Origin of the sequence: Okeania sp. KiyG1, assembly GCF_014132355.1 — a bacterium.
In the GTDB taxonomy this organism is placed as follows: domain Bacteria; phylum Cyanobacteriota; class Cyanobacteriia; order Cyanobacteriales; family Microcoleaceae; genus Okeania.
In genome coordinates, this window is record NZ_BLZO01000091.1 from 67,802 (window position 1) to 92,083 (window position 24,282).

Annotated in this window: 31 protein-coding genes; 9 read left to right on the plus strand and 22 right to left on the minus strand. The window is 37.0% G+C overall.

Annotation, left to right across the window (positions count from 1 at the left end; translation table 11 throughout):
- Positions 1-38: 38 nt before the first annotated feature.
- Together SAGCYANO_RS49380 and SAGCYANO_RS45145 are read right to left on the minus strand one after the other, a co-directional pair.
- On the minus strand, positions 39-980 hold the full coding sequence (locus SAGCYANO_RS49380; protein WP_202221845.1) for a DUF2442 domain-containing protein: 942 nt from the start codon (positions 978-980) through the stop codon (positions 39-41).
- Between the two features lie 69 nt (positions 981-1,049).
- Positions 1,050-1,199 (minus strand): DUF4160 domain-containing protein, encoded by a 150-nt coding sequence (locus SAGCYANO_RS45145; protein WP_237396442.1) that lies wholly within the window; start codon positions 1,197-1,199, stop codon positions 1,050-1,052.
- Positions 1,200-1,244: 45 nt separating this feature from the next.
- Here SAGCYANO_RS45145 and SAGCYANO_RS21000 point away from each other — a divergent pair, with 45 nt between their 5' ends.
- Positions 1,245-1,388, plus strand: coding sequence for a hypothetical protein (locus SAGCYANO_RS21000; protein ID WP_202221846.1), 144 nt, complete (start codon positions 1,245-1,247; stop codon positions 1,386-1,388).
- 8 nt (positions 1,389-1,396) lie between these two features.
- On the opposite strand, the gene SAGCYANO_RS21005 is transcribed toward SAGCYANO_RS21000, so the two are convergent.
- Positions 1,397-1,702, minus strand: coding sequence for a type II toxin-antitoxin system RelE/ParE family toxin (locus SAGCYANO_RS21005; protein ID WP_202221847.1), 306 nt, complete (start codon positions 1,700-1,702; stop codon positions 1,397-1,399).
- A complete protein-coding gene (locus SAGCYANO_RS21010; protein WP_202221848.1) occupies positions 1,702-1,983 on the minus strand; it encodes a type II toxin-antitoxin system ParD family antitoxin in 282 nt (93 codons plus the stop codon). The genes SAGCYANO_RS21005 and SAGCYANO_RS21010 overlap by 1 nt, the downstream gene beginning before the upstream one ends.
- A 154-nt stretch (positions 1,984-2,137) precedes the next feature.
- Between SAGCYANO_RS21010 and SAGCYANO_RS47870 the strand changes: the two genes are divergently transcribed.
- On the plus strand, positions 2,138-2,260 hold the full coding sequence (locus SAGCYANO_RS47870; protein ID WP_255502635.1) for a hypothetical protein: 123 nt from the start codon (positions 2,138-2,140) through the stop codon (positions 2,258-2,260).
- Here the strand turns inward: SAGCYANO_RS47870 and SAGCYANO_RS21015 are convergent.
- Genes SAGCYANO_RS21015 through SAGCYANO_RS21045 form a run of 4 tightly spaced genes read right to left on the minus strand, consistent with a single transcriptional unit; the run spans position 2,254 to position 4,913 of the window.
- Positions 2,254-2,697, minus strand: a complete 444-nt coding sequence (locus SAGCYANO_RS21015; protein WP_202221849.1) for a hypothetical protein — start codon at positions 2,695-2,697, stop codon at positions 2,254-2,256. The two genes, SAGCYANO_RS47870 and SAGCYANO_RS21015, sit on opposite strands and share 7 nt — an antisense overlap.
- The gene (locus SAGCYANO_RS45150; RefSeq protein ID WP_237396444.1) at positions 2,698-4,548 is read right to left on the minus strand and encodes a GUN4 domain-containing protein; all 1,851 of its coding nucleotides are present in this window, start codon (positions 4,546-4,548) and stop codon (positions 2,698-2,700) included. It abuts the gene before it with no gap.
- 10 nt (positions 4,549-4,558) lie between these two features.
- Positions 4,559-4,780: a hypothetical protein gene (locus tag SAGCYANO_RS21040; RefSeq protein ID WP_202221850.1), complete on the minus strand. Its 222-nt coding sequence runs from the start codon at positions 4,778-4,780 to the stop codon at positions 4,559-4,561.
- Positions 4,728-4,913: a hypothetical protein gene (locus tag SAGCYANO_RS21045; protein WP_202221851.1), complete on the minus strand. Its 186-nt coding sequence runs from the start codon at positions 4,911-4,913 to the stop codon at positions 4,728-4,730. Before SAGCYANO_RS21045 ends, SAGCYANO_RS21040 begins: the two co-directional genes overlap by 53 nt.
- 167 nt (positions 4,914-5,080) lie before the next feature.
- On the opposite strand from SAGCYANO_RS21045, the gene SAGCYANO_RS45155 reads away from it, so the two are divergent.
- The 4 genes from SAGCYANO_RS45155 to SAGCYANO_RS21055 all read left to right on the plus strand — a co-directional run bounded on the left by SAGCYANO_RS45155 (position 5,081) and on the right by SAGCYANO_RS21055 (position 6,909).
- The gene (locus SAGCYANO_RS45155; protein WP_237396446.1) at positions 5,081-5,377 is read left to right on the plus strand and encodes a helix-turn-helix domain-containing protein; all 297 of its coding nucleotides are present in this window, start codon (positions 5,081-5,083) and stop codon (positions 5,375-5,377) included.
- Positions 5,307-5,978: a transposase gene (locus SAGCYANO_RS45160; RefSeq protein WP_237396448.1), complete on the plus strand. Its 672-nt coding sequence runs from the start codon at positions 5,307-5,309 to the stop codon at positions 5,976-5,978. Before SAGCYANO_RS45155 ends, SAGCYANO_RS45160 begins: the two co-directional genes overlap by 71 nt.
- A complete protein-coding gene (locus tag SAGCYANO_RS45165; protein WP_237396450.1) occupies positions 5,965-6,228 on the plus strand; it encodes a transposase in 264 nt (87 codons plus the stop codon). Before SAGCYANO_RS45160 ends, SAGCYANO_RS45165 begins: the two co-directional genes overlap by 14 nt.
- A gap of 471 nt (positions 6,229-6,699) precedes the next feature.
- On the plus strand, positions 6,700-6,909 hold the full coding sequence (locus SAGCYANO_RS21055; RefSeq protein WP_202221852.1) for a type II toxin-antitoxin system HicB family antitoxin: 210 nt from the start codon (positions 6,700-6,702) through the stop codon (positions 6,907-6,909).
- Between the two features lie 190 nt (positions 6,910-7,099).
- Here the strand turns inward: SAGCYANO_RS21055 and SAGCYANO_RS21060 are convergent, their stop codons facing one another.
- Complete coding sequence (locus SAGCYANO_RS21060; protein ID WP_237396452.1) at positions 7,100-7,600, minus strand: helix-turn-helix domain-containing protein; 501 nt, start codon at positions 7,598-7,600, stop codon at positions 7,100-7,102.
- 350 nt (positions 7,601-7,950) lie between these two features.
- Between SAGCYANO_RS21060 and SAGCYANO_RS21065 the strand changes: the two genes are divergently transcribed.
- From SAGCYANO_RS21065 to SAGCYANO_RS21075, 3 genes are read left to right on the plus strand one after another with little or no spacing between them, the layout of a single operon-like run.
- The gene (locus SAGCYANO_RS21065; protein WP_202221853.1) at positions 7,951-8,274 is read left to right on the plus strand and encodes a DUF433 domain-containing protein; all 324 of its coding nucleotides are present in this window, start codon (positions 7,951-7,953) and stop codon (positions 8,272-8,274) included.
- Positions 8,264-8,599 carry a DUF5615 family PIN-like protein gene (locus SAGCYANO_RS21070; protein ID WP_202221854.1) on the plus strand — a complete coding sequence of 112 codons (336 nt, stop codon included), beginning with the start codon at positions 8,264-8,266 and terminating at the stop codon, positions 8,597-8,599. The genes SAGCYANO_RS21065 and SAGCYANO_RS21070 overlap by 11 nt, the downstream gene beginning before the upstream one ends.
- A 25-nt stretch (positions 8,600-8,624) precedes the next feature.
- Positions 8,625-8,900: a hypothetical protein gene (locus SAGCYANO_RS21075; RefSeq protein ID WP_202221855.1), complete on the plus strand. Its 276-nt coding sequence runs from the start codon at positions 8,625-8,627 to the stop codon at positions 8,898-8,900.
- Between the two features lie 166 nt (positions 8,901-9,066).
- Here the strand turns inward: SAGCYANO_RS21075 and SAGCYANO_RS21080 are convergent, their stop codons facing one another.
- The 13 genes from SAGCYANO_RS21080 to SAGCYANO_RS21135 all read right to left on the minus strand — a co-directional run bounded on the left by SAGCYANO_RS21080 (position 9,067) and on the right by SAGCYANO_RS21135 (position 23,735).
- Positions 9,067-10,518 (minus strand): sodium:solute symporter family protein, encoded by a 1,452-nt coding sequence (locus tag SAGCYANO_RS21080; RefSeq protein ID WP_202221856.1) that lies wholly within the window; start codon positions 10,516-10,518, stop codon positions 9,067-9,069.
- Positions 10,519-11,619: 1,101 nt separating this feature from the next.
- Positions 11,620-12,975 carry a tRNA (N6-isopentenyl adenosine(37)-C2)-methylthiotransferase MiaB gene (gene miaB, locus SAGCYANO_RS21085; protein WP_202221857.1) on the minus strand — a complete coding sequence of 452 codons (1,356 nt, stop codon included), beginning with the start codon at positions 12,973-12,975 and terminating at the stop codon, positions 11,620-11,622.
- 41 nt (positions 12,976-13,016) lie between these two features.
- Positions 13,017-13,199, minus strand: coding sequence for a hypothetical protein (locus SAGCYANO_RS21090; protein ID WP_202221858.1), 183 nt, complete (start codon positions 13,197-13,199; stop codon positions 13,017-13,019).
- Between the two features lie 102 nt (positions 13,200-13,301).
- The gene (locus SAGCYANO_RS21095) at positions 13,302-14,588 is read right to left on the minus strand and encodes an IS200/IS605 family accessory protein TnpB-related protein (protein WP_202221859.1); all 1,287 of its coding nucleotides are present in this window, start codon (positions 14,586-14,588) and stop codon (positions 13,302-13,304) included.
- Positions 14,582-14,980 (minus strand): hypothetical protein, encoded by a 399-nt coding sequence (locus tag SAGCYANO_RS21100; protein ID WP_202221860.1) that lies wholly within the window; start codon positions 14,978-14,980, stop codon positions 14,582-14,584. The genes SAGCYANO_RS21095 and SAGCYANO_RS21100 overlap by 7 nt, the downstream gene beginning before the upstream one ends.
- A 461-nt stretch (positions 14,981-15,441) precedes the next feature.
- Positions 15,442-20,364 carry a CHAT domain-containing protein gene (locus SAGCYANO_RS21105; protein ID WP_202221861.1) on the minus strand — a complete coding sequence of 1,641 codons (4,923 nt, stop codon included), beginning with the start codon at positions 20,362-20,364 and terminating at the stop codon, positions 15,442-15,444.
- Between the two features lie 157 nt (positions 20,365-20,521).
- Positions 20,522-21,286, minus strand: a complete 765-nt coding sequence (locus tag SAGCYANO_RS21110; RefSeq protein ID WP_202221862.1) for a Uma2 family endonuclease — start codon at positions 21,284-21,286, stop codon at positions 20,522-20,524.
- 104 nt (positions 21,287-21,390) lie between these two features.
- A complete protein-coding gene (locus SAGCYANO_RS21115; RefSeq protein ID WP_202221863.1) occupies positions 21,391-21,681 on the minus strand; it encodes a hypothetical protein in 291 nt (96 codons plus the stop codon).
- 116 nt (positions 21,682-21,797) lie between these two features.
- The gene (locus tag SAGCYANO_RS49385; RefSeq protein ID WP_307785945.1) at positions 21,798-21,983 is read right to left on the minus strand and encodes a hypothetical protein; all 186 of its coding nucleotides are present in this window, start codon (positions 21,981-21,983) and stop codon (positions 21,798-21,800) included.
- Between the two features lie 21 nt (positions 21,984-22,004).
- Positions 22,005-22,160, minus strand: coding sequence for a hypothetical protein (locus SAGCYANO_RS49390; RefSeq protein WP_307785946.1), 156 nt, complete (start codon positions 22,158-22,160; stop codon positions 22,005-22,007).
- Positions 22,161-22,300: 140 nt separating this feature from the next.
- Positions 22,301-22,477: a hypothetical protein gene (locus SAGCYANO_RS45170; protein ID WP_237396454.1), complete on the minus strand. Its 177-nt coding sequence runs from the start codon at positions 22,475-22,477 to the stop codon at positions 22,301-22,303.
- A gap of 140 nt (positions 22,478-22,617) precedes the next feature.
- The gene (locus SAGCYANO_RS21130; RefSeq protein ID WP_202221864.1) at positions 22,618-23,331 is read right to left on the minus strand and encodes a helix-turn-helix domain-containing protein; all 714 of its coding nucleotides are present in this window, start codon (positions 23,329-23,331) and stop codon (positions 22,618-22,620) included.
- Positions 23,332-23,336: 5 nt separating this feature from the next.
- A complete protein-coding gene (locus SAGCYANO_RS21135; protein WP_202221865.1) occupies positions 23,337-23,735 on the minus strand; it encodes a type II toxin-antitoxin system RelE/ParE family toxin in 399 nt (132 codons plus the stop codon).
- Positions 23,736-24,282: the final 547 nt, after the last annotated feature.

The following is a 24,282-nucleotide window of genomic DNA, read 5'->3' on the forward strand; positions in this document are numbered from 1 at the left end:
GAGAGTTTTTAGGGTGGGTGAATATTTATTTGCCCGCCCTATTTTAGATTATTAGTTTCAGTAGAAGTTTTTGCTAATGCTAACTTTTCTAAAAAATCTTCACCTAATTTAGTTAGTTCACAATATTTAGTCAAGTCAATATCATCTTGTCCATCTTTACTGTCTCTTTGTAAATCAGATACATACTTATATGGTCGCTTAATTTTGATTAATCCTGAATCTCTTAAACTTCTCAATTCTGATGCTACCTGCTTAGGAACTTTAAATTTAAAGTCAGTATTCTTTTCAGTATGTTCTTTAAGCTTCTGTAGTTTTTCTGTCATTTTTTCTTCAAGAAGTCGTGGGTACATAAACATAAAATTTTGCAGTTTTTTGATATCATCAATTTGCTTTTGTTGAAAATTGTCTATTTCTTCTTGGTTTTTATTCACTTTATTTTTTAGGTCTTTGAATTCTGCCTTAAATCCTTTAGGTGATAAGTCCAAAGTTTTAAATATTTTTGATGCTTCTGGTTGAAGCAATAAGATAATAATCAGTAAAATAAGATCAGGGAAATTAGTATCAGGAATTTTTATGATATTATCTGCAATTTTTTCTTGATATTTCAAATCTGAAATAATATTTATTACTATTTGAATAACAGGAAAAATTATTAGCTTAAGAGATAAATAAATAAGTATAAATTTAGAGCTAATATCTAATTGTTTAAATTTTTTGTTTGTTGATTTTTGATGAGCAGGGCTAGCTTTTAATAATCCCTTAGTCCTAATATATACATATATTTCCTCCCAATAAATACCATAACGATCACCAGATATTTTCCATGCTTGTCGTTGTTTTGAAGTTGCTTTTAATAGACGAGGATACCAAACTAAAGGAACAGTGATGGTACGTCCATTCATCAGTTCAACACTGAAAGTATCCTTTTGTATTTTTACATTTTTAACTCGCTCATCAGCTTGATGTGTTGAAATACTCATTCCATTTCTCCAAAAAATTTTGTTGATTAAATTCCACAATTGATTGAATTTTTCTTCACTCTCTCAGAACTAAACCCAATATTTGATCGCTAGAGATACAGAAGATAACCAAAATTTGGCAGAAAAATTATCTCTATCAACATGAATATGTGGTGATTCATTTGGTTCGTGACTATAGAAGTAAAAGCGATATGCTTCAAACCTGAGAACAGTTGGCATTTTTACCACTAAAATTTACTTTATTAATAGCATATATTGTCAAGCTTGGCAAAATGTAGAAATAATTATGCAAGAATAGATAGAAACTGCTCAAAAATTAGGACGAGAAATTCCTACACCAAAAATACGGTCAATATTGACATAGATAAAACAGGCGATCGCCCTCCTAAGAAAAAGAGCGATCGCTAATCTACCAATTATCCATCAATATCCTGAGAGAAAATCATCTCCAAATCTCGATAACCGCTAATTACTCGCACTATTTGCACCCCATCATCCATTTGACGATAGAAGATGATGTAATTTTCTACTGGAAAACTTCTGAGACCGGGTTCTAACTCATCACATTTTTGCCCCATTTCGGGAAAATCAGCTAACAGTTTACACTGCTGTTTAATTCTATTAATAAGTCTCCTAGCAGCATTAGAATTAAACCTAGCAATATAGCGGTTAATTTCCTTTAATTCCTGTTTTGCCAGAGGAGAAATAATAAATCGACTCATTACTTAATTATCCCTTGTTTCATTTCAGTTTCAATGCACTTAATATCTGCCTCCAACTCTGCAAATACCTCTTCTCCATCAATTCCTTCACCGCGATCTAACTTTTCTATTCCCATTCTTATTTTTTCTTTCAACTCAACAAAATGTTTGGAGCGAATACTCTCTTTGTCCGATAAAAGTCGCAATGCTTCTCCCACTACTTCTGTAGCGGAGGAATACCTACCACTATTAACTTGTTCCTCAATAAATTTTTGCGCTTCTAGACTTAAAGATATGTTCATAAAAACGACCTAAATAATTGTCAAATTATTAAAATTATAACCCTAGTAGGAGAATATAGCAAGTTGCATAATTTACAGAATTACCAGCTTGTCTATCTGAGAGGTTTCTCTATCAGTCAGCACTGCAATTCAGGTAGAAATTAATTATGCAAGAATGGATAGAAACTGCTCAAGAATTAGGACGAGAAATTCCTACACCAAAAATTCGGTCAATATTGTCATAGATCAAACAGGCGATCGCCTTCCTCATAACAAGAGCGATCGCTCCTCTCAATAATCAATAGCTCGTTTCAGAATTTGCCCTACAACTCCATAGCGATCGCCAGTCAAAGCATCAAGTTCATGTTCGATATCCTCCAACCATCCCAGTTTACTTACCCACTTCCCATTAGCTAACTGTCTGGCAGCATGAGTTGGTATATTTTCCGAATCAACATAAAGCGCAATTTTTTCAAACCCTGCTTCTAGCTCATCGCCATCGCAAACTTCGTATCCCAGAGTTTGATAAGCTTGAATATATGCTTCTAAAGTTTCCTCTTGAGGTACACCATCCGGCCAATAAAAACGATCGCCAGGCGTTGCTTGCCACCAGCGGTCTGTCTCTCCTGCTGCATAAGCAAAACAATTATACTCTTGAGATTTAGAGCTTGTCACCCTGTAGTCAGTACCAGACAAATTAGGCCACTTAAACTCTAGTTCTGGTCTTCTGTACATTTAAACTGTGTAACCCCGCTCTTTTCCCCACTCTAACCAAGCTTCTGCCATCCGTTTAACTCGCCCTCGTTGTTCTGGTTTGATGGGATTTTCTCCTGTTATGTCCTCTAATGCTGATAACCAGTATAGAGGATTTTGCTTCAATTCTTGAAGTAACAAAGGTACTATTTGAGTTCCCATCTGGATAATTTCTTGGTAGGCAGGATGTTGAGACATTCTTGCGGTAGATGACATTCCCTCTACTTCTTTTTCCCATTGTTCGGCAAGAGTAGAAAATTTGTTAGTAAGTTCAGGATTTACTTGTACGCTTAATGTACTTTCCTCTTCTTGACTAGCAACTCTTCTCATTAGACGAAGTGTTTCTTCATCAGCTAGTTTATTGGGGATAGGTCTCACTCTATTTTTTTCGCGACTTCTATAACTTATGTTGCATTTGAAAAGCTTCTGCATAAGATAATGATGATCTAAAGAAACACCACCAATAAATAATCTTCTACCACCTCCCAATAATCCTCCACTACCCTCCCCACCCCAACCAGGGAGATGTCCTTCATTAGCTGTTTCCAGATTAAACACAAGCTCAGAGTAAGATAACCATTTTTCTCCTTGACGCCAACCTACTTTGTCGCCAAACAATTTCCATATTTCTAAATCAATATTACTAGCTGCATTACCTGCACCGCCTAAACTATGATAAATTTCTTTCTGCACTGAAAAACCAAATTTATGACTGCTGTACTTCAGCCAAAGTTGGTCAATTTTGTAGAGTTCTTGACAAGGAAAATTGTTAATTGATTGTTCATCTAACCAACCCTTCTCCTCTCGCTTTGTAATTGTCAACATACAACGGGCAGTTTCTTCATCTGCTTCTTTCCAGTTTCCTTGACTAAGTAATGTCTCTAATTTCTTGTAATCATAACCAACTTCAGATTGTGGGTTTGGTTGAACTGGAGATGTTTGAATAGCTTGTGTTGATTTGCTCTGCGCTCTAATCTCTAGACATATCTGTAATAATCTGCTCATTTCCCTATCATCATCCAAACTATCAAGAGATATAGAATGAAGCCTTTTTAGATAATTTAACTCACTAGGAAGATTATCTATACTACTTCCGGGTAAAGGTATCGGAACAATTTTAGGGTTTTTTCTACCGCTAGATACATAACGATTATATAAATAGTCTACTTCTTCGTATTGCCATTTCCCTATGCCATTTTTTCCAATAAAAAAGAAAGCCAGATTAGTTTCATCCAGAGTTTTGTAGAGTTTTGCTTGCCATTCATCTCCTCCCACAAACTGACTTTCATCAAGCCATGTTACGATACCCTCTTTTTTAAGTTTGTTAGCAATAATTCTCACACTATCTTTATCACGACTATTATGACTCAGGAAAACATCAAATTCTTCTGGTTCTGAGTCTTCAAGGGTTAATTGAAGTGGCCTTCTTCCTTTAATTCCCCAAATTAGCATCTCCAGAGGATTAGATTGAGAATCTCGAAAATCTACCCAGATATTCTCTTCTAAAAACAATGGTAATTTAGGTTTTTCAGGAGCATTAGCTAACAAAACTGGAATTACAGGACACCCTCGCTTTACAAACCGCCGTAAAAAAGGTTGAATTTCATTGTTATCCCAAGGTCCTAAAGGATTATTTCCAATAAAAACAGCCACTGCCTTAATATTTTCAATTTGTCCCTCAAGTTCTTGTTGCCAAAGTGAACCAGGCGGGACTTCCGATTTATCCCAAGAATTAATTCCTCTGGTTTTAAGTTGTTTAGCAATCTTTTCTACTTCACGCCTATCATTACTGTTGTAACAAAGAAAAACATCAAATTCTTTGATTTTAACCATTTACAAACTCCTATTTTGAATATTCAACACCAGCAATTTCAGCTAAAGCTTGAGCATATTGATTTAACTCCCCTCGCAAAATCTCCAATTCCTTTCGCGCTTCAGGTTCGTCTATCCACCGCACCTCATATTCTTTAGGACTAACATCGTCAGGTTTCTGAGCTTCCCAAACCTGTAAATTAGAATGCCACTTTGTGATAAAAGGTCTCAAACCAAGGTTTGAGAACAGCAATAGCAATGCCACCAACCGAATTATGAGATGCACCCACATCAGGACCAGCTTCTTTAAGAATTTCACGAGTAGTTTCAAACAAGCTATACAGAGAATTTAAAGTCTCTCTTAGAATACCTCGATCTTCTTCCAAAGGTTGTACCGAAATGCGCGTCACTAATTCAACATAGAGCGACCAAGCAGCATGACGCTCTGTTAGATCGGCCTCCCATTCTGCCGAACCTAGACCAAAGGGTTTTTAACAGCTTGACATAATCTATGATTATCTACTATTATCTAGTATAATCTATATTGAATTTTATGCTACTAGGATTCAAAACCGAGTTATACCCAAATAATAAACAAAAAACCTTGCTGGCTAAACACGCTGGTGTAGCTCGTCATGCTTACAATTGGGGACTATGGTTAACTAAGAACATCCTTAATCACAATTTCAATAATCCTTCAGGTAAACTTAAATTTCCTACTGCAATTGACCTGCATAAACTTTTAGTAGCAATGGTTAAACCTAACAACTATTGGTATTATGAAGTATCGATCGGGTGCGCCTCAATATGCTTTGAGGTATTTATCAGATGGTTGGAAGCGTTGCTTTAGCAAAGTCTCAGGACAACCTCAATTTAAGAAAAAAGGTAGAGATGATAGTTTTCCTGCGGAATGCTACGCAAACACTTTGGATGGTTCCATATCGGTAGGTTTTAATCGTATAAAGTTACCTCGAATTGGTTGGGTAAAAACCTTTGAAATATTGCCAGACAATGTTAGTCCAAAGTCTGTAACTATTACCAAAAAGGCAGGTAGATGGTTTATTAGTTTCAAGATAGAAACAGCTTCCATAAATACTGAGAAATCAGTAGATGTAGTTGGTGTAGATTTAGGTATAAAATCTCTAGCTACTTTATCTACTGGTGAAGTATTTGAAGGGGCTAAGTCTTATAGAAAGTTAGAATCTAAATTATCACGACTGCAATATCTCAACAGACATAAAACTAAATTCTCTAAGAACTGGAAAAAATCTCAACTTAAGATAGCTCAGTTACACAACACGATAGCCAACATCAGAAAAGATACATTGCATAAACTGACTACCTATCTAGCTAAAAACCACAGCCAGATAGTAATAGAAGACTTAAATGTATTAGGTATGATGGCGAACCATAAACTAGCTAAGGCTGCCCTAGTCTATGGGTTTTTATGAGTTCAGAAGACAGTTAGAGTACAAGTGTGAGTTATATAGTTCTGAGCTAACTGTTGTTGATAGATGGTTTCCTAGCTCTAAGACTTGCAGTAGGTGTGGAACTGTTAAAGAGTCTTTATCTTTATCTGAGAGAGTGTTTAAGTGCGAACACTGCAATTTTAGTTGTGATTGCTCCGCAACGCTAGCGCGAACGAGACTTGAATGCAGCGTTAAATTTAGCTATGGCGGTCAGTTTGCTCCGCAACGCTAGCGCGTTTCGCGTCAGCGTTGCGAAGCAAACGACCGTGACAGCCTGTGGACTGGATAACGCCGACGTTGCCAGAATGAAGCAGGAATAGAACAGATAATCATAGATTTCTATAGATTATCGTAGGTTTCTAAGAACGGAAGACTAACTGATACTTTTTTTAAAACTGCCGGGTCTCGTGTCATAGAATTTTCCTCATTTTAGAGATGGCTAGGCTTAAATAAAAAAAATTAATAGTTTCTAATAATGTAGCACAAGCATATTCTCAACTAATAAGGAATTTCCAGAAAAACTTATAAAATCAAAGAGCGATCGCTCTTTAAAGAAGCTATACTTTAGTCCAAAACCTTAACTCTAAATTGGCCACCTAGCCTAAAATTCTAAATATTCTAGCCAAAAGCCCATAAGCAAAAGCTCATCAAGTCAAACAAATTCGTGCAGTTATTATCAAATATCATCTAGAAAATTAAGCCAATGCTACACTACGAAATAATCCTCTACTGGAGTCAAGAAGACCAAGCATTTATAGCAGAAGTTCCAGAATTACCTGGTTGTATAGCTGATGGACAAACCTATCAGTCAGCACTACAAAATGTAGAAATAATTATGCAAGAATGGATAGAAACTGCTCAAGAATTAGGACGAGAAATTCCGACACCAAAAACACGCTCAATATTGGCATAATTTATGAATAATTTTTGAGCGTTTGCCGAACATAACCTAAGAATCACCAAGCATCCTCTAAAAATCGCCTCATCCAAAAAACAATCAAATTACAAAATTGAACGATGAGCAAATGCAGCAACGCCTTTTGAATTCAATATTACTTTTTGCGGTAGATTAGAAACGTTTCACCTATTAATATCAATTAATCTCAGACATATTTATAAGCTCGCCTCGCGGTCACTGGGTTAAACTGAGTATCCACAAATTGAACCGGATCGTAAGTCTCAATCCACAAATGAGCGCCACAATCTAAAGGTTGATAGGGCTTATAAACTATACGACACCGACCTTCAAGAACTATTTGATAACCTAAGTCATTACGATTTCTCTGCTTAACAGATACTACTGGCTTCAATTGATCGGGAGTCATTAGAGGATCGTGCTTAATTCTCTTGCCATTTTTTTTAATTTTCTGTTGATTGACATGAATTATCGTCGGTTTCTTTCGTTCCTGATGACACCAAATACCTTTCGGACCTCTTGTACCTGGTACGACGACAGGCATTTTCCGCTCACCATAAACAGGAATTTTCCAAAATCCTTTATGCTTATAAGCACCTCTAATTCTACCTTGAGAAAGTAGAACTCTTACTCGTTGACAACAAATACCTAATAAAAAAGCAGCTTCTCTAGTTGTAATAGTAGTCATTTGTACTATAGCACTATAGTTTTTATATAATACTAATTATAATTTTATACTTCTCAAGTATAGTCATCCAATGAAGAAAATGTGTAACGAATCTAACAGATTTTTTGATTACGATCAGATAAAGCTGATGGTAAAACCTATCAGGAAGCACTGCAAAATGTAGAAATAATTATGCAAGAATAGATTGAAACTGCTCAAGAATTAAGACGAGAAATTCCGACACCAAAAATTCGGTCAATATTGCCATAGACAAAACAGGCGATAGAACTCCGTTCCGCTTTCGCGATCGCTATGAATCTTAAATAAATGGTATTATGCTAAAATTATGCTAAATCAAAAAAGTTAAAAAAATGCCTATACAATCAGTAATTACAGAATATATTGACATCACCCCTGGTGTTTTAGGTGGCAAACCACGCATTGCTGGTCATCGCATTTCAGTTGCTCATGTAGCTGAAATGTATCTGAAAATGGGAATATCTATAGAAGAAATTGCAGGTAAATACAATCTACCTTTAGCCGCAGTTCATGCAGCAATGGCATATTATTACGATCGCCGAGAAGAAATAGACAGACATACTGCTGAAAGTCGAGCTAAGGTAGAAGAATTAAAACGAAATAGTCCTCCATCTCCACTACAAGCAAAATTAAAAGCAATTAGAGATGAGCAATAAAATTAAATTTCATTTAGACGAACACATCGACAATAGCATTGCAAATGGGTTACGTCGTTACGGTATAGATGTAACAACTACTGTAGAGACTGGGTTAAGAACTCAAAGTTATGAGTCGCACTTAGAATTTATCCGCAGTGAAAAACGAGTGATGGTGACTCACGATGAGGACTTTCTGATTATAGCTAGTCAAACAAACGAACACCCTGGAATTGCTTATTGTTCACCTAACTCTCGTTCCATTGGTGAAATTATCAGATGTCTGATTTTGATTTATGAGGTTTATAATCGAGAGGAAATGATAGGTAGAGTAGAATATATTTGAAATAGGGATATAACTAGGAGGAAAAATGGTCTCATCAAAATTAATACAACTCGAAAATTCAATCCAAAATTTATCTTTAGAAGAGAAATTATGGTTATTAGAAAAAATTGTGCAACAAGTACAAGAAGTTACTCAATATACTAATCTCCAACAGGAACAAAAATTAGTAGATATTGAATACGAGAACCAGGCAAAACCAATATGGGAAATAACTGTAGAAATAGGAAAAAAATCCCCGATAAAGAATGGGAAAAAGTACCAACAGACCTCTAAAAAAACTTTGATTTTTATCAAGGTTTAGGTGGGGAAAAAAGAAACGAGTTAACGAGTTTTTGCCAATACTGGGTATTGGGTAGCCTTACTTAATCCACGAGACCAACTACATCAAAAAGCACAATAGTTATCAAAAAAAATCGACTCCCTTTATATTTTTACCAGTGAATATGAGTTCAGAGAGTAATCTAAAATTATTTCCCCCTATTTCCTATTCCCTTATCTATTATTCTTCCTACTACAATTATTAATCCACAAACTAATACTATTGGCACCACGGGTAAAAATCCTAAAGTAAAACTTTGAGGAATCAAACCTATCTGAAAACCAATAACTGCTATTTCCCCAAAAATAATCGAAACTATACAGCTAATAGGTGAAATATTTTTTCCATATAAAGCAGCAATAACTGTGGGAAATAATACTGCTAAACCTGTAAAAGATTGAGTGGCGATCGCTGCAATTGTAGCTGGGGGGTTTGCTGCAAGAGTTAAACCTATTATTGCTAAAATAACAATTAATATTTTACCGACAAAAGTTTGTTCTGGAAGAGTAGCTTGGGGACGAATATAAACAATATAAATATCTCTTGTAATCATGGAGCTTAATGCTAAAAGTTGTGAATCAAGGGTTGACATAAATGCTGCTAAAGCACCTACCATTACTAATGAAGCAATGCCAGTAGATGTATATTCTCCTAACATCATGGGAAAAATTCGATCTGCTTCTTTTCCTACTAGGTCGGGAAAGTTAATATGACCCCACATTCCGATTAAAACAGGGCAAATAAATATTAAGGCGGTAATTAAAGGATATAAACTAGCAGAAATTTTTAGAGAATTAGCAGTTTTAGGAGTATAAAATCGCATAAACATTTGCGGAAACATCGGCACACTTAAACCCCAAAGCAACATATAACTAAACCATTTATGGGGAGTGAAAAAATTATTCATTCCAGAGCGAGAAAAAATTTCTGGTTTTAGTTGATAGACAGTGCGGTTAGCTTCAGAAAAACCTCCTAGACTTTGAGCGATCGCTACTACTGCAACTATCATCAAAACTAACATTAAAATCCCTTGTAAAACATCGGTTAAAGCTACGCTTCTCATCCCTCCTAAAAATACATATAGTACAATAATAAAGGTTAAAAAAGTTGCTCCCCAAAAATAAGGAATTTGTCCGTTAGTTAAATTTTCAATAATATAACCTCCACCGATTGGTTGTAGGGTTAAGTAAGGTATGGTAAAAATTATCATTACGGCTAAAAATAATAATTTTAGTGGTTGGCTAGGGAGGCGATTTTCAATTAATTCTGACGGGGTGATGAAGCCTTTTTCTTTTCCTAAAAGCCAAACTTTATAACCGATAAAATAAAATGTTATTCCTACGAGGGCTGTACCAAATCCCATCATCGGATAATAGCTCATACCAATGCGATAACCAGCACCAGAAAATCCTAAGAAGGTAAAAGCACTAAAATTTGTGGCAATGAGAGTAAAAAATAGAACTATGGAGTTAATTTTTCTATCTGCGAGAAAGTAATCTTCTGGGGTATTTTCTTGGCTGCGATAACTGATTATTCCAATGGCGAGAGTTGAGAGTAAATAGATACTAATGATTAAGTAGGGAATTAGGTTTTCTATCAAGATTTATTCTCCTTTTTAGACTCAGTTTTCCAGAATGTTTGAGAGAAAACAAAAATAGCACAAGCGAGAATAATTTGTAAAGCAATAAAATAGAAAACCCAAGTTGGTAGATGGAGAATTGAAAAGGAAATTGTTTGTTTCCATGACCAAAAATCTAGGGATAGAAGAAAAATTACAGTAAAGCAGAAATACCAGAAATAGGCAGAATTGAAAATGTTTAAATTTTTCATATAGTAATCTTAATTTGAGTTGTGAGATTTTAGTGATAGTTAGGAGTCAGGAGTCAGAATTTACTTATGTTTTCAGTTGAAATTAGCTACTATAAAAATTGTCACAACCTATTTAGAACCAATATAGTAATCTTAAATAGGTTGTGATATTATTTAGACAGTGCAAAGTTCTAGGAATAACTATTGCTAGCTAAGGCTTTCAGCTATCTAAAGGTTAGAAACTTTCTATTCAGACTTGTAGGTGCTGTAAGCCTTTTCCAGTAATACTTTTAGTCTTGAAAGCTAATCATTCTTTAGAAGAACTTTGTACTCTCCAGATATTATATCAAATCCGTTTAATTGGACATAAAAAAATTCTCCAATCGCCATAACTACGCTCATCTTGCCTTATCTTTCTTCTCCTGACTCCTGACTCCTGACTTCCCCTCCCCTCCACGGTCGGGGTTAGGGGTGGGTTGGGAGGGGAGGGGCGAGGGGTGGGTTGACTCCTAAACAGTTAACCTATCTATAACTGTTTAAGCGGATTTAATATTACAGCAGATTTTAGGTAAATCAGGTAAACATAAGAATGGTAAAGTATTTCCAATGCGAGCATCTTGCCCGCTATAGCATCTTGCCCGCTACTGGTGTACCTTACTAATATGAAATAAACTGTATATCAGGAGTCAGGATATTAAGTTAGAGAATAGGGGAAAAAGTATAGAAAAATGGGTAGTCCTGCTTGCGTAATGGTATACAAGAACAAGAAATACTTGGCACGGGAGCAAGATGCTCCCACTATTCTCGAAACAAAAGTAAAGAAAAATTTTCATGATTAGTCAATCCTCTCCTTGAAAAGAAGAGGTAATTATTAATTATTAATTATTAATTATTAATTGTTGAACAACTGCTTGACTTCTCCAGTCAAACTAAAAGGACGTACTTCAGTAATTTTCACCTTGACTAACTTACCCTTCAACTCATTAATATCCCCCTCAAAAAATGTCAGACGGTTGCCACGGGTACGACCCATAACTTGAGCAGCATTTTTGTGGTTAGTATCTTCAACCAAAATTTCTTCAGTACGACCCATATAACGAAGCGATCGCTCTGCAGCTTTCACACCCACTAAATGATTCAACCGTTGCAGTCTATCCGCTTTCACCTCCTCACTCACTTGATTTTCCCATAAAGCTGCTGGAGTTCCCGGTCTGGGAGAATAAGCAGCAGTATTCAACTGGTCGAACCCAATATCCTCCACCAATTTTAGAGTATTCTCAAATTGTGCCTCAGTTTCTCCGGGAAAACCTACTATTGCGTCAGCACTAATAGAAGCATCTGGCATTAGTTCTCGAATTTTATCAATAATTCGGCGATATTTCTCATGGGTATAACCTCTTGCCATTGCCTTCAATAATTGATTATCCCCAGACTGAAAGGGAATGTGGAAATGTTCGCAAACCTTGGGCAACTCTGCACAGGCTCTAATTAAACGTTCTGTGAAATAGCGGGGGTGACTTGTGGCAAAGCGAATACGTTCAACACCTGGTACATCATGCACATAGTAAAGTAAATCTGTGAATGTGTGTTTATTGCGTCCTTCTGCTGTTACTCCCGGTAAGTCCCGTCCATAAGCATCAATATTTTGCCCTAACAATGTTATTTCTGGATAACCTTGTCGCCCCAACTCTTCCATTTCAGCACGAATAGCTTCAGGATAGCGAGACTGTTCTCTACCTCTGACACCAGGAACAACACAATAGGTGCAATGTTCGTTGCAACCATAAATTATATTTACCCAAGCAGTGACTTTGCTATCCCGTCTGGGTTTGGTGATATCTTCGACAATATGAATGGGTTCAGTAGCGACTACTTGGTTGCCATTGAATACTTGTTCTAATAAATCTTGGAGACGGTTAGCGTGTTGAGGTCCCATAACTAAGTCTAGTTCGGGTACTCGTCGCAGGAGTGCTTCTCCTTCCTGTTGAGCAACACATCCAGCAACAATGAGGGTGAGGTCTGGTTGTTGGTGTTTGCGTTTTGCTTGTCTACCGAGATAAGAGTAGACTTTTTGTTCCGCATTATCGCGAATGGTGCAGGTGTTGTATAGAATGATGTTGGCATCGTTGGGGTCATCTGAGGATATGAGGCCCATATTATCTAGGATACCTGCCATGCGTTCGGAGTCAGCTTTGTTCATTTGACAGCCGAAAGTGGTAATGTGATAGCGACGGGGAGTTGTGGTCATAGTAAGCTATAGTAATAGTTATAGAATAATTTAATATTGTATCATAAGTTGTTGCTTTTTGTGTTTTTGCGATCGCTTTTCTCTTTTTCTTTTCCTATCGCATTTAGCAAAGTTACTGTTTTTACTACATCTGTTTTTCGATCGCTCTCATTCCACTTACCGAACAAAACTCCAACGTTATAGTTTTGAGATTTTAGATACAGTTCTAGGAAGGCGATCGCCACGATTAATTTTTCAGAATAACTATAACGTTACACCTTCTTGAAAACTAGACAAAGCTAGACATTTGCCATCGGTGAGTGCAAATGATTCATTACTCACCCGTTTCAATGTGTACTTGCTGTGAAAGTTGATGTTCCGCCCTGAACGAAGTCAGAAGTCCCCAAGTCAGAAGTCAGAAGTTGTTTTTGCCACGGGTTTTTGAGCAAGCCTACAAAAACCTGATCGGCATTTCCCGGTGGGGTAGCGCGACCCTTAACAAAGTCAGAAGTCAGAAGTTGTTGAGGATACCTTAAGCGGGCTTTCCGACCTTGAAAAAGTTGAGTCCTCCGGATACGATGTAGTTTAATAAAACTAGCAACTCGCCTCCAATGACTCCAATCATGTTTGTTGACATCCTCCGGTCTCAACAAACACTGTGGTATTTTTTCTGATAATTTTAACGCTCTACGGCCAATTACTAAAGCAGCAGCAGTACCACTATTAAGGCCATATTTAGCCATATAATTAATCATTCCTATCACGCTTGTAAAAGCCGGATTAACTTTAATTAATTCAACTCCAAATCTTCTACAACGCGACTCTAAAGTTTCTCTAAATATTCCTGTAGCCAATAAGACAAGCATTTCATTGTAAACTTTACTTTCCTCACTCATCTTGGACTTTTTCTTACTAAAGTTTAGAGATTCAATGGCAATAGCACATTCAAAAAATTCTGCTAAGAAAACAATTTGAGAAACAATATTTCTCATGGATGCAAGCCGTTGTCCTGTAGTTTGATTTTTCCATTTATACGGAATTTCTTCTAAATCTTCAATATTTCCATCCCACTTCACATAAGTAACTGAAATTAATTCCGCATTAAAATCAATACCTATACAGCCATTTTTTCTTGTATGAACTACTGGTATTTCTGGTACATAAGTTGAAAGATGTATATACCAATTATCCTGTTTATGTTCTCTACGAAAAATAGAAATTGTAATTGGTTTTAAACTATTTATGGCATAATCTAAATCTGTTGCTCTATATCTGCCATTCCTATCTGAAACACTAAATTCTAACAGTATTTTCTGACCATATTTATCCTGTAATGGTCTAGGTAGTTGAATTTGTAGTTGATATTTACCATCCTCTTGTAATGGGAAAACTTTGAGCATAGTTCCACCCCCTGGCTGAGATTTTCCTATACATAAAAACCTGCCTGACCGTTTTTTTCTCCAATCAACACTCCATTCCTGTCTGGTTTTATATCCATTTTCGGCTAAATTATGTTGAGCATTAAATAATTTACTGGAACCAAAACAAATGTGTAAACGTTCTGTATTTTTTAATTGCTTTAATTTTTGTTTCAGACTAGCTATTTTCTGAACTTTACTCTTTAAACCTAGCAATTGATGACAAAATTTATTTCGAGCTTGTATATGTGGAAAACCTTTTTTGTTGCTAATTTTAAAGTTTTTTCTAGTTTAGTGATGATTTTTTTTGTAGCAGTGATTTTGGCGCTTAATTGTAACTCTAATTGAGTGATATAGTTATTTTTAGCTGTTTTTAATTGGTTCAAACATTGAGCTGCTTCAGTGGCAATTGAATCAGCATAAGCCCACTGAATGTTAAACTTTTTCATCAGACGCTTTTCTACTGAGGACTCTGATAATTTCTCAGTTTGCATCCAGTTAACAGCAGAGCGTTTCCAGGATTCATACAATGCTCCTAGTTCCTCAAATGCAGGATGATATTCAATTTTGGCTTCTATCCCTGTTAAGGAACCGTGAGATTTGACCATTACTTACATTGATAGGACTTACGCAGATACGCTATATATAGCGCTCAAAACTATTGTCCAACAGTTACTTTAATCTATAAATAGTGCCTTTGCGTAAGTCCTGATTGAATTACTTTACTCAAGGTTAGCAGAGCAAGTCTTTAGGGTGTCAATAATATTTGCTATAGCTTTGACATGAACTCAAGTTTCGTGTTTGGTTCCTAATTTTTCTACCTATTTGCCATTAGACATCTCCAGAAAATAAATCTTTTAATTAGAGCAGGCTAAGGATACGAAAAATTCACCCTAAAAAATCTTTTTTTGTGCCTTTGCGCGTAAAAATATCTTCCCAGATGAGCTGTTGCCTGTTGCCTGTTGCCTACTCCTGCAAAAAACCTATATCTTTTTCACCAGATGTCTATTGTGTCATATCCAGCGATATTTTGTAGATATAAGTCTTGAATAGTCTATATTTTTTGGTGTTAGCAAGCAACAGTAAAAGCAGCCCAGTAACGAGGATGAGAGAAAGGATGTTCATTTTTGATACCGACTATTTCGCTATAGATTAAAGTATACCGATAATACTCGCGATCCCATTCCTGATACTTCGGTGAATCTTCTTGATATTGCTTTCGCTTAACCTTAGCTTGCTCTCGTTTTTCTTTAACTTCCTGTTTTGTCATTTCCCGTAACTTCATCTGCGCTTCCCATAAAGCTTGAGGGCGACTTTTACCAAGTTTCCGTTCCTCATAATAAAATATTGAAACCAACGCCGTCGCCAAGTCATCCACAGACCACAAAGTATTAATTACACTCCTCGCACCCGCACATAAAAACCCAGTTGCCAAGGTGAGAATATCATCTGTTATTTGTGGAGTACCTAAACCAGTCTCGCAGCAAGAAAGAAAAACATCAGACAAATTTGGCAAACGCCACCCCGGACTCATCAACTGCCCCAAAGTAATATTCCCGTCGCTCAACTTTAATACTGACTCCAGAGGGTTATCTAGACGAGATTCCGCATGATGACAGGAATGGAGAAGTTGAACTGTACTTGCTAACTGCTGGTAATTGGAGCGAGTTGCTTGAGTTTTGCCTCGGAGGCGGTTAGTTTCGGGGATATTAAAAAGTTGGGAAATTTGCTCTCCCTCAAAACCTGCAAAGGGGAGATTATCTTCTGCATTTTCAACGGTGCCATATTGCCATGTTGCGGTTTCCACTTCTCCTCGTTGATGACAAAATTCTAGAATTTGGCAACTGGGGGCGTAGCGAATGAGAAATTTATCTCCCAGTAGAGACGTTCCATCCAGGGTTTGTGGGGATGTGCCATCCATGTACATGGTTTGTAGGGACGTTGCATGCAACGTCCGTGCGGAAATGGGAATAGCTGCAAAGGGAATTAGATGTAGAAATAGATGGGGAATGAGAATTAGTTCTTGGATACCGTTGAGATGTTGGGTAATGAGGCGATCGAGTTGGAGTCTTTCCCCCAGTTCTGCCAATATAGAATTCATCTGTTCATACCATTTCGACTCTCTTTCTTCTTTTTGTTGTTTAGTTTCATTCTCGCCGGGTAGGTAAGGCAATAACCAACTTTCATAAATCCAACGTTGCAATATTTCCATACCTTGTTGGGGACAGGTATGAATAGAAATTTGGTTTTGGCGCAAGACAAATATATAGGTATTATCGGCAGTGTTGTAAAAACTGAGAATGGCAGTAGTAGGTTGGTCGATAAGTTTCTGCATGGCGGTTATATCTGGAGCGCTCACCTGAATTTCTCCTGCTAAAACTGGGTCTAGGTCGGGTCGTCTGAGTTTTTCCCAGACTTCTTGTTTTTTAAATTCTAGGTAAGCAACTTTTTCGTTGTAGGCGTTGAGAGATGCTCTTTGATTACTTCTACTTCTCACTTCTGTTATGGTTCGGTGATTATCAGAACTCTTTTGATGGTATTCTTGGTCGATTTGTTGTTGCAAGTCGTTATACTGCTGTAGTAACTCCTGAACTTCTGGAGAAATTTCGCCACCTTGACTGAGGTCGTTACTTGCCATCAAGTCTACCAGACGTTTTGACTTAGAACGTTCAGCATATTCGAGGGCTTTTTCTAAGTTGCCTGTGTTAATGCAAGCTTGCACCATCTGAAAATAAACATCAATGACGTTTTCCATTATTTTTTGGCGACGAAATTCGGAAACTGTCCAACTACGACCAATTTCTACTGCTTCAATGGCAACCTCATAAGCTTTCATTGCCTCTTCCCACCGCATCCTGTGAAATTCTAAATCTCCTAAATTACCCCCAGAGTAGAAGCAATCTTCTGGAAAGGCGTTAGGTGTAAAAATTTCCAGTGACAAATTAAAACAGTTAACTGCTTCTGTCATAGCTCCCAATCTAATATAGGCAAGACCGAGATTGTATTGGGTCTTTGCCCAATCTTGGGGAAATGTCTCGCGAGTCCAGACTTCTAGGGATAGTTGCAAGTGTCGAATTTCTGCTTCAGTTTCCCATAGTTTGGCGTAGCAAAGACCGATGTTATTTTGCAAACTTGCCCACTGTTGAGGATATGCTCTGGGAGTATAAACTTGTAAGGCAGTTTCATAGTGGTTGATTTCGTTTTTGATGTTAGATATTTCGTCTCCTTGACGGCGATCGCTAAAAACTACACCTAAATTAAGATGAAGCATGGCCCATTCCATAGGCATTTCTTCTATAGTAGCTACTTCTAGTGCAGTTTGATGACATTGAATAGCTAGCTCTATACTTTCTGGAGAATTGATAGTTTTGTAGACGATGCCAAGGTGGGATAAAGTTCTCGCCCACTCTTTGGGAAAGTCTTCCCTGGTGTGAACTTTTAGTGCAGCTTGGCAATATTTCATTGCTTGTTTGAGGTTATCTAAATTATCTCCTTTAATCCTATTGTGGTAAGCTATGGCTAAATTTTCTTGAATATCACCCCAATCTGTGGGAAATTCCTCAAAAGTTAAGACTTGAGCTGCTTGTTTATAGTAAGAAATAGCTTTCTCTATGTTCTCGATTGGATTTCCGCTAACTTTTTCTCGATAAATTACACCTAGATTTCTCATTGCATTCCCCCACTGTTGGGGAAATCTGTCGCGGGAACATACTTTTAATACTTCTTGGCAATAACTAATGGCTTTTTCTTGGTTTTCGGAGCGATCGCCTTTGATCCGGTCGGAGTAGTAAGTCGCTAGATTGGTTTGCACTAATCCCCAACCTTTGAGGTCTGATTCTGGGGTCAGGATTTGTAAGGCATTTTGACAATAGGCAATGGCTTTTTCTAAGTTATATTCGCGATCGCCACGAAATCTATTGTTGTATGCAATACTTAGGTCTCCTTGAAATACTGCCCAATGCAGGGAAGATACTTCGCGGGTAAAGATATTTTCCAATGCCTCATAACCAACAATAGCAATCTCAATGTTTGTACTTCTGTTACCCTTGGTAAACTCCAAAATCAGTAGACTAAAAATCTGCAAACCCAGCAATATCCTTATTGAGGAATCCATTAATAATTTTTGCTCTGTTTCTAGTAAAGATTCCGGTGTCTTCAAACAGTTGCGCTCTCCTAGCTCCCGCAAAACTCTCCCAAAATTAGATAGTTGAGCAACTTGCTCTGGTTTGATTTGAGATTTAATACGCTTTCCTAGCTCTGACAAAACCATCGCAAATTTATCATCAAGTTTGTCTAAGTTTGCTTCTAGGAAAGGATACAATACTTCATCGCCTTCACAACTTGTTGTTAATGCCTGAATACAAAAATCTACAGTCTCTATATCCAACTCTAAATCTTGGTCATTCTTGGCAAATTTATTAACCAGGCGAACCGAACCCGAACGAGCTGCATATTCCTTTGCCAAATCTAGCTCACCATTTTTAACACAAGCAGTTACTAACTTTTCATATACATCAATAGCTTCTGCTTGAATCTCCTGACGGCGAGCTTCTGACTCTGCCCAATCAAGAGTTTGTTCGATCGCTTCAACAGCAGCAACAAATCCTTCTATTGCCTCTGGCCATAATTCAGCAACAAAGGCCGCGTAACCCATATTGCAGCCATTTCTAAAACAGTCTTGGGGAAAATTAGTAGGGGTAAATATTTCAAATGCTGCTCGATAACAAGCAAAAGCTTCATTTATTTTGCTTTCTCTATAAGCATTACCCAAATTCATTTTTGCCATTGCCCACTTCTCGGGAAATCTATTTTTAGTAATGACTTGCAAAGCATTTTTATAGGAGGCAATAGCTAAGTTTAAATTCTCTGATTTGTCACCTACAATTCGGTGAAGGTAAACATTACCTAAATTGAGATGAACTTCACCCCAGTTAACAGCAAATTTTTGAGGATTATATATCTGTAAAGCTGCTTGATTTGCTGTTATTGCTAGTTCTAAATTTTCTGCTTTATTGCCCTTTATACGGTGGCGATAAGCAACTGCTAAATTGACTTGAGTCTGTGCCCATTCTTTAGGTTCTTCGTCACGAGTGCGAACTTGTAAAGCATTTTTATAATAGGCTATTGCTAACTCTAAATTTTCTGTTTTATCTCCCCAAATTCTATCTGTGTAGGCAATACCTAAACTGTTGTGAATTTGCCCCCAAAGTTCGGCTTCAGTTTCACGAGTAATTAACTGCAATGCTTCTTCAAATTTACCTATTGCTAACTCTATATTTTCAGCTTCATCTCCTCTAATTCTCTCACAGTAAGCAATGGCTAATAAATGTAATGTTGTAGGTTTTAATCCTCCTGTGAAGTCAGCCGATTCATATTCTTCTGCAATTGACAAAGCCACCTCAAAACAAGCGATCGCTGTTTCTAAATTATCGGCAATATTACCCAAAGGAAATCCAGAGATTCCATTTCCCAAAAAAGTAAAAACACTAGCATAACCTATAGCTTCTTCCGGAGTTGCCTCTGACATTTTTTCCATTATCCAACGGCAAAACTTGGGAATAAAATCCTGGTCTTGCTCTAGATAAGTTTGTAAAATTGGGTGTGTAGCTTTGGGGTCAGCATTGCTTGCTACAGTCATTGACAACATCTGAACTAAAAACTTCTTAAAATACTCTTTTTCTGCCATACCAGAGATATTTTTTGTAGCGCTACTGGAATTGAAAAAATCCTTTGATAATTCTAATTCTTCATATAAATACTTAGCAATACCCATTAAAAAATTGGCAGATTTTATCTCTCCTTCTTCAGCAAATTTCATAGCTATTATTGTCATTGTCTTAACTAAACCAGCATCTATTAAATGTTGATTATCCATTAAAACTTTTTGCTCTTTACCGCTCGGACAACTAAGCAATTCTCCAATCAACTTTAAATAAGCTTTTTGCCGTTTAGATACCTTTTTACCCTTTGGCACCCCAAACCCTTTTGCCATAATTTTTGATAAACTTATAGTTGAATAAAATAGTAAATTTTTAGCATTTTAACACAGAAATTGATATTAACAGTGCTTTTCAGAGCGATCGTCTCACGTCCTAACCAAAACCCTATAGAGGGCGAATAGCCATTCGCCCCTACATAAGGACTTAATATTACTCGTCGGGGTTAATACCCAGTTCTCGCAAACGTTGAGCCAAGCGTTCCGCTCGTTCTCGTTCTTGTTGCACTTGTGATTGAGCCTCTTGGGCTTGAGATTGAGCCTCTTGGACTTGCGATTGAGCTTCTTGGACTTGTGATTGAGCCTCTTGAACTAGCAATTGTTCTTCTATCGCTGCTTCCTGGGGAGTTGGCACTCGTTGGCCGTTAGCAGTGAAGTAACGCAATTGACCTCCATCTACTCCTAAGTATAATTCTAATTCTTCACTCCAACGCCAACCTTGGTTATTCGGTTGAATTTCTTGATAGCGATTTTTGTCTAAACGAAATCCCATAAATTCCATGGTTTCGGGGTCGAACCAAAAATATTCTGGGGTGCGGAAGTTATCTTGATATAAATTTTTTTTAAAGTTGCGATCGACTCTAGCAGTAGAATCAGATAATAACTCGATAATTAAGTTGGGATATTTACCGTTTTCTTCCCAAACTACCCAGGACTTCCGAGGTCGCTTTTCAGTTTGTTTAACCAAGAAAAAGTCAGGACCACGAAAATCCTTAGTTTTTAGGTACTGGCGACTATAAAAAATAGTCAAATTAGCACCAATAAAATAATCATCTTGATCGCGCCACAACCATTCCAGACAAGAAACTAGCAACATCAGTTGCATATAATGTTGAGAACTTTCCATTTCGGGTTCGTCGCTTTCTAATTGAGTGGCATCAGGCATTATTGCCTCTAATTGTTGGGCAGTTAAAACCATTGTGCTTTACCTTATAACTAATAAGTATGATTAGAATTATAGCACGATATTATTGTTAGTTTATAGCACAAAAATCGCTCGTTGTTGACTATAGAAAACTAGGTTTAACTGCTGTATTTTGGATTCCTTAGTTTAGAGAGTTTTTTAGCAAGCTGTTCTCCAAAATGAGTTTTCTGAGACTGATAACGAGGTTCCGCTTGACTATCAATAGCACCAATTAAATCTGCTGTTAGCTCCGACAAAAGTGTTTCTGCTGTTGGCGTAGCATTCGGCTGAACTCGCTGTTTAGATAATTGGGCAGCAATCCAATTTTCAGGAGTTAAACCTTGTTCTCTAGCAACCTCCAAGAGAACTTTGTAAGTTTCTTCGGGCAGAATCATAGTATGGTTGGCCATAAGTTTACAAGTAATTTTTTAGTATCAGGACTTACGCAAATTGACCTTTGAAGCACCATCTGTAGGGGCGTTTGCGGAGCATGACCTTAGGAAATGGCATTCGCCCTTTTTTTATCCTATTCTAAAGTAAGAATACCAGCCTTTTTATCTACTACTAACCGTCTATCTTCCAGCCAAGACAAACCAATTAAAATCTCTGGTATTCCATCACCAACAACAACAGGAATATTCATTTCTTGACCGTCAAAAATTACGTTTCCCTCATAAACATCGAACTGAAATTCACCTCTAGCTGTTTTCATTTCTCATTTTTTGATATACCGCTATCCCAAACTTTCTACATCTTGAATATCTATTGCTAACCAGTCAGTAAAGCCAGTATCTAACAACACATCAACTGTTATTATTGAACCATCAGCAGTAATTAGCTCTATTTCAAAAAACAGTTCTCCCTTGCTACCAAAAAATCCTTGAGTCATATCCTACCGCAAGTTCCCGTTTCATTCAAACGCATTGCCATAATATCTGAGGTGGGATGTTGTTGACGAGCCTTTTGAAAACTGACATTTTCATCGACATCAATAAAATAATCTCTACTATCAGGTTCGATATGAATAAATCAGTCGTAATGTTCTTTCACCAAGTCTGGATAAACTTGCCAAAAAATCTCCCGACACCGACTGGCAAAGGCTTCCTGTTCTGCTTTCCGTCTGGCTCTTTCTTCTGGGGAAAGAAGGGGGCGATCGCTGAATAATGGTGTACCTCTAGGTACTTTTCTGGGTTTTGTTTGGGTCATATTGAATACTCCTTATATTCATCAGATGTATTATATCTAGTATAGGCAAAATATTTTTGGAGCTTTGCTCAAATCCCCTAGTTCCCCTCCTTGGAGGGGTTAGGGGTGGGTTAACTTCTGACTTCTGACTTCTGACTTCGTTATTCCTGTTCCTCAAAAATCTTATCTAATTTCTCTAGCAATTCTTCAGCTAATTCCAAAAGTTCAATTCCATCATCTTTATTCTTATTACTTATATCTCGGTTACTACTAGCCACACTAACACCACCAGCTAATAAATTTTTTACAGCAAAACGACGGTCATCCTCGTCAGAAATTTGCCACATTTTTTCTAACTCTGAAGCAATTTCAGATAAAGATTTATTGGCTAATTTAATTCTGACTTTTACTGCTACTTCATCATCACTTTCAATAAATTCTCTAACGGAAACTTTCTTTTGTGAAAAATTCTGAATAGCTGCCAAGATATACTCACGCAAACTCATTTTTTCCACTTCTGCTAAATCTTCTATTTCCTCTGGCAAATCTATTAATATCATTCCATCATTATCGCTCACCTGAATTAGTTCATCCTCCTGTTTAACTGCTACTAATAAATCAGCATTTAGTTTATGCAAATAATCTAGCACTGATTCTAGTTTATGGTCTTTTAATGATGACTCTAGTTTAGAAACTGCAGCTTGTTGTACTCCTAGTTTTTCTGCTAGTTGGTCTTGAGTTAATCCTGCTTTTTCTCGTAGCGATCGCATGGCATCAGTTAAATATAGTCGTAGGTATTCTAACTTACCTGCTAATATTACTTCTGGCTCATCGCTTATGTCTGTTTTTAACCATTCTTGAAAGTTATATTTCATTGTTTTTACCTATTTCTTAAATTCTCTAATCTTTGTCTGGCAATTAGTTTATCTTTTTCTTTAATTGCACCATTATTTTTATTTTTAAAAGCGTGTAAAATCACAAATCTTTGAGGAGTTAACGTTGTGAGTATAAATCTAGGATTATGTTTACTTTTGGTGAGCTTAAATTCATACAAATCATCCTCCAGTTTATCAAAATTATCCCTGCTCAAAGATGCTAGACCTTTATCGCAGAGATATTTAAGATTAACCTGAAGTCGCTTAGTTTCTGCTTCTGTTAGCTTTGGTTTTGGTAAATCTGGAGATTTCTCTTCCTCTGGTATCAGTCTCACAAAAAAAGCTAATAAATCTTTTGGTATTTTTTCTGTTTCATCTAGATACAATTCCCAATTCCACGTCATTTAGCTACTTAATTACAAACATATATCTATCCTAATATTCCTTTAACGGAATGTCAAGCTTAATATTCCTTGAGAAGAATATTGTTTGACTATCGTTATTAATGGTGCATGATGAAACAATCCACTACTGGACTGACACACCTTAAATGGTGCATTAGGGAGTAGGGGAGTGGGGGAGTAGGGAGTGGAGAAGTGGGGAGTGGAGAAGTGGGGGAGTAGGGAAGTGTGGGAGTAGGGGAGTAGGGAAGTGTGGGAGATCAAGACACCTAGTGGACTGACACACCTTAAATGGTGCATTAGGGAGTAGGGAGTAGGGGAGTGGGGGAGTGGGGGAGTAGGGGAGATCAAGACACCTAGAAATAAAAATAAGAGTGCACAGTTTTAGCTATGTCAGTCTACTAGAAATAAAAATAAGAGTGCGCAGTTTTAGCTGTGTCAGTCTACTACTGGACTGATTAATAAGTATAATTGCGATTATAGCAGGAGTAGCAGGAACCAATAGGTGCATCTCATATTTATTTGCAAAAATACTTTTTTCCTATATATT

Coding starts and splice junctions, on each gene's coding strand:
- SAGCYANO_RS21115 (WP_202221863.1), bottom strand. CDS start 21,681: ATGGCCAACCATACTATGATTCTGCCCGAAGAAACTTACAAAGTTCTC.
- SAGCYANO_RS45170 (WP_237396454.1), bottom strand. CDS start 22,477: ATGACCCAAACAAAACCCAGAAAAGTACCTAGAGGTACACCATTATTC.
- SAGCYANO_RS21110 (WP_202221862.1), bottom strand. CDS start 21,286: ATGGTTTTAACTGCCCAACAATTAGAGGCAATAATGCCTGATGCCACT.
- SAGCYANO_RS45165 (WP_237396450.1), top strand. CDS start 5,965: ATGGGTTTTTATGAGTTCAGAAGACAGTTAGAGTACAAGTGTGAGTTA.
- SAGCYANO_RS21100 (WP_202221860.1), bottom strand. CDS start 14,980: ATGGTCAAATCTCACGGTTCCTTAACAGGGATAGAAGCCAAAATTGAA.
- miaB (WP_202221857.1), bottom strand. CDS start 12,975: ATGACCACAACTCCCCGTCGCTATCACATTACCACTTTCGGCTGTCAA.
- SAGCYANO_RS21105 (WP_202221861.1), bottom strand. CDS start 20,364: ATGGCAAAAGGGTTTGGGGTGCCAAAGGGTAAAAAGGTATCTAAACGG.
- SAGCYANO_RS47870 (WP_255502635.1), top strand. CDS start 2,138: ATGGATAGAAACTGCTCAAGAATTAGGACGAGAAATTCCTACACCAAA.
- SAGCYANO_RS49385 (WP_307785945.1), bottom strand. CDS start 21,983: ATGAAAACAGCTAGAGGTGAATTTCAGTTCGATGTTTATGAGGGAAAC.
- SAGCYANO_RS21010 (WP_202221848.1), bottom strand. CDS start 1,983: ATGAACATATCTTTAAGTCTAGAAGCGCAAAAATTTATTGAGGAACAA.
- SAGCYANO_RS21135 (WP_202221865.1), bottom strand. CDS start 23,735: ATGACGTGGAATTGGGAATTGTATCTAGATGAAACAGAAAAAATACCA.
- SAGCYANO_RS45145 (WP_237396442.1), bottom strand. CDS start 1,199: ATGCCAACTGTTCTCAGGTTTGAAGCATATCGCTTTTACTTCTATAGT.
- SAGCYANO_RS21005 (WP_202221847.1), bottom strand. CDS start 1,702: ATGAGTCGATTTATTATTTCTCCTCTGGCAAAACAGGAATTAAAGGAA.
- SAGCYANO_RS45155 (WP_237396446.1), top strand. CDS start 5,081: ATGCTACTAGGATTCAAAACCGAGTTATACCCAAATAATAAACAAAAA.
- SAGCYANO_RS21075 (WP_202221855.1), top strand. CDS start 8,625: ATGGTCTCATCAAAATTAATACAACTCGAAAATTCAATCCAAAATTTA.
- SAGCYANO_RS21055 (WP_202221852.1), top strand. CDS start 6,700: ATGCTACACTACGAAATAATCCTCTACTGGAGTCAAGAAGACCAAGCA.
- SAGCYANO_RS21015 (WP_202221849.1), bottom strand. CDS start 2,697: ATGTACAGAAGACCAGAACTAGAGTTTAAGTGGCCTAATTTGTCTGGT.
- SAGCYANO_RS21060 (WP_237396452.1), bottom strand. CDS start 7,600: ATGACTACTATTACAACTAGAGAAGCTGCTTTTTTATTAGGTATTTGT.
- SAGCYANO_RS45150 (WP_237396444.1), bottom strand. CDS start 4,548: ATGGTTAAAATCAAAGAATTTGATGTTTTTCTTTGTTACAACAGTAAT.
- SAGCYANO_RS45160 (WP_237396448.1), top strand. CDS start 5,307: ATGAAGTATCGATCGGGTGCGCCTCAATATGCTTTGAGGTATTTATCA.
- SAGCYANO_RS21130 (WP_202221864.1), bottom strand. CDS start 23,331: ATGAAATATAACTTTCAAGAATGGTTAAAAACAGACATAAGCGATGAG.
- SAGCYANO_RS49390 (WP_307785946.1), bottom strand. CDS start 22,160: ATGACTCAAGGATTTTTTGGTAGCAAGGGAGAACTGTTTTTTGAAATA.
- SAGCYANO_RS21065 (WP_202221853.1), top strand. CDS start 7,951: ATGCCTATACAATCAGTAATTACAGAATATATTGACATCACCCCTGGT.
- SAGCYANO_RS49380 (WP_202221845.1), bottom strand. CDS start 980: ATGAGTATTTCAACACATCAAGCTGATGAGCGAGTTAAAAATGTAAAA.
- SAGCYANO_RS21070 (WP_202221854.1), top strand. CDS start 8,264: ATGAGCAATAAAATTAAATTTCATTTAGACGAACACATCGACAATAGC.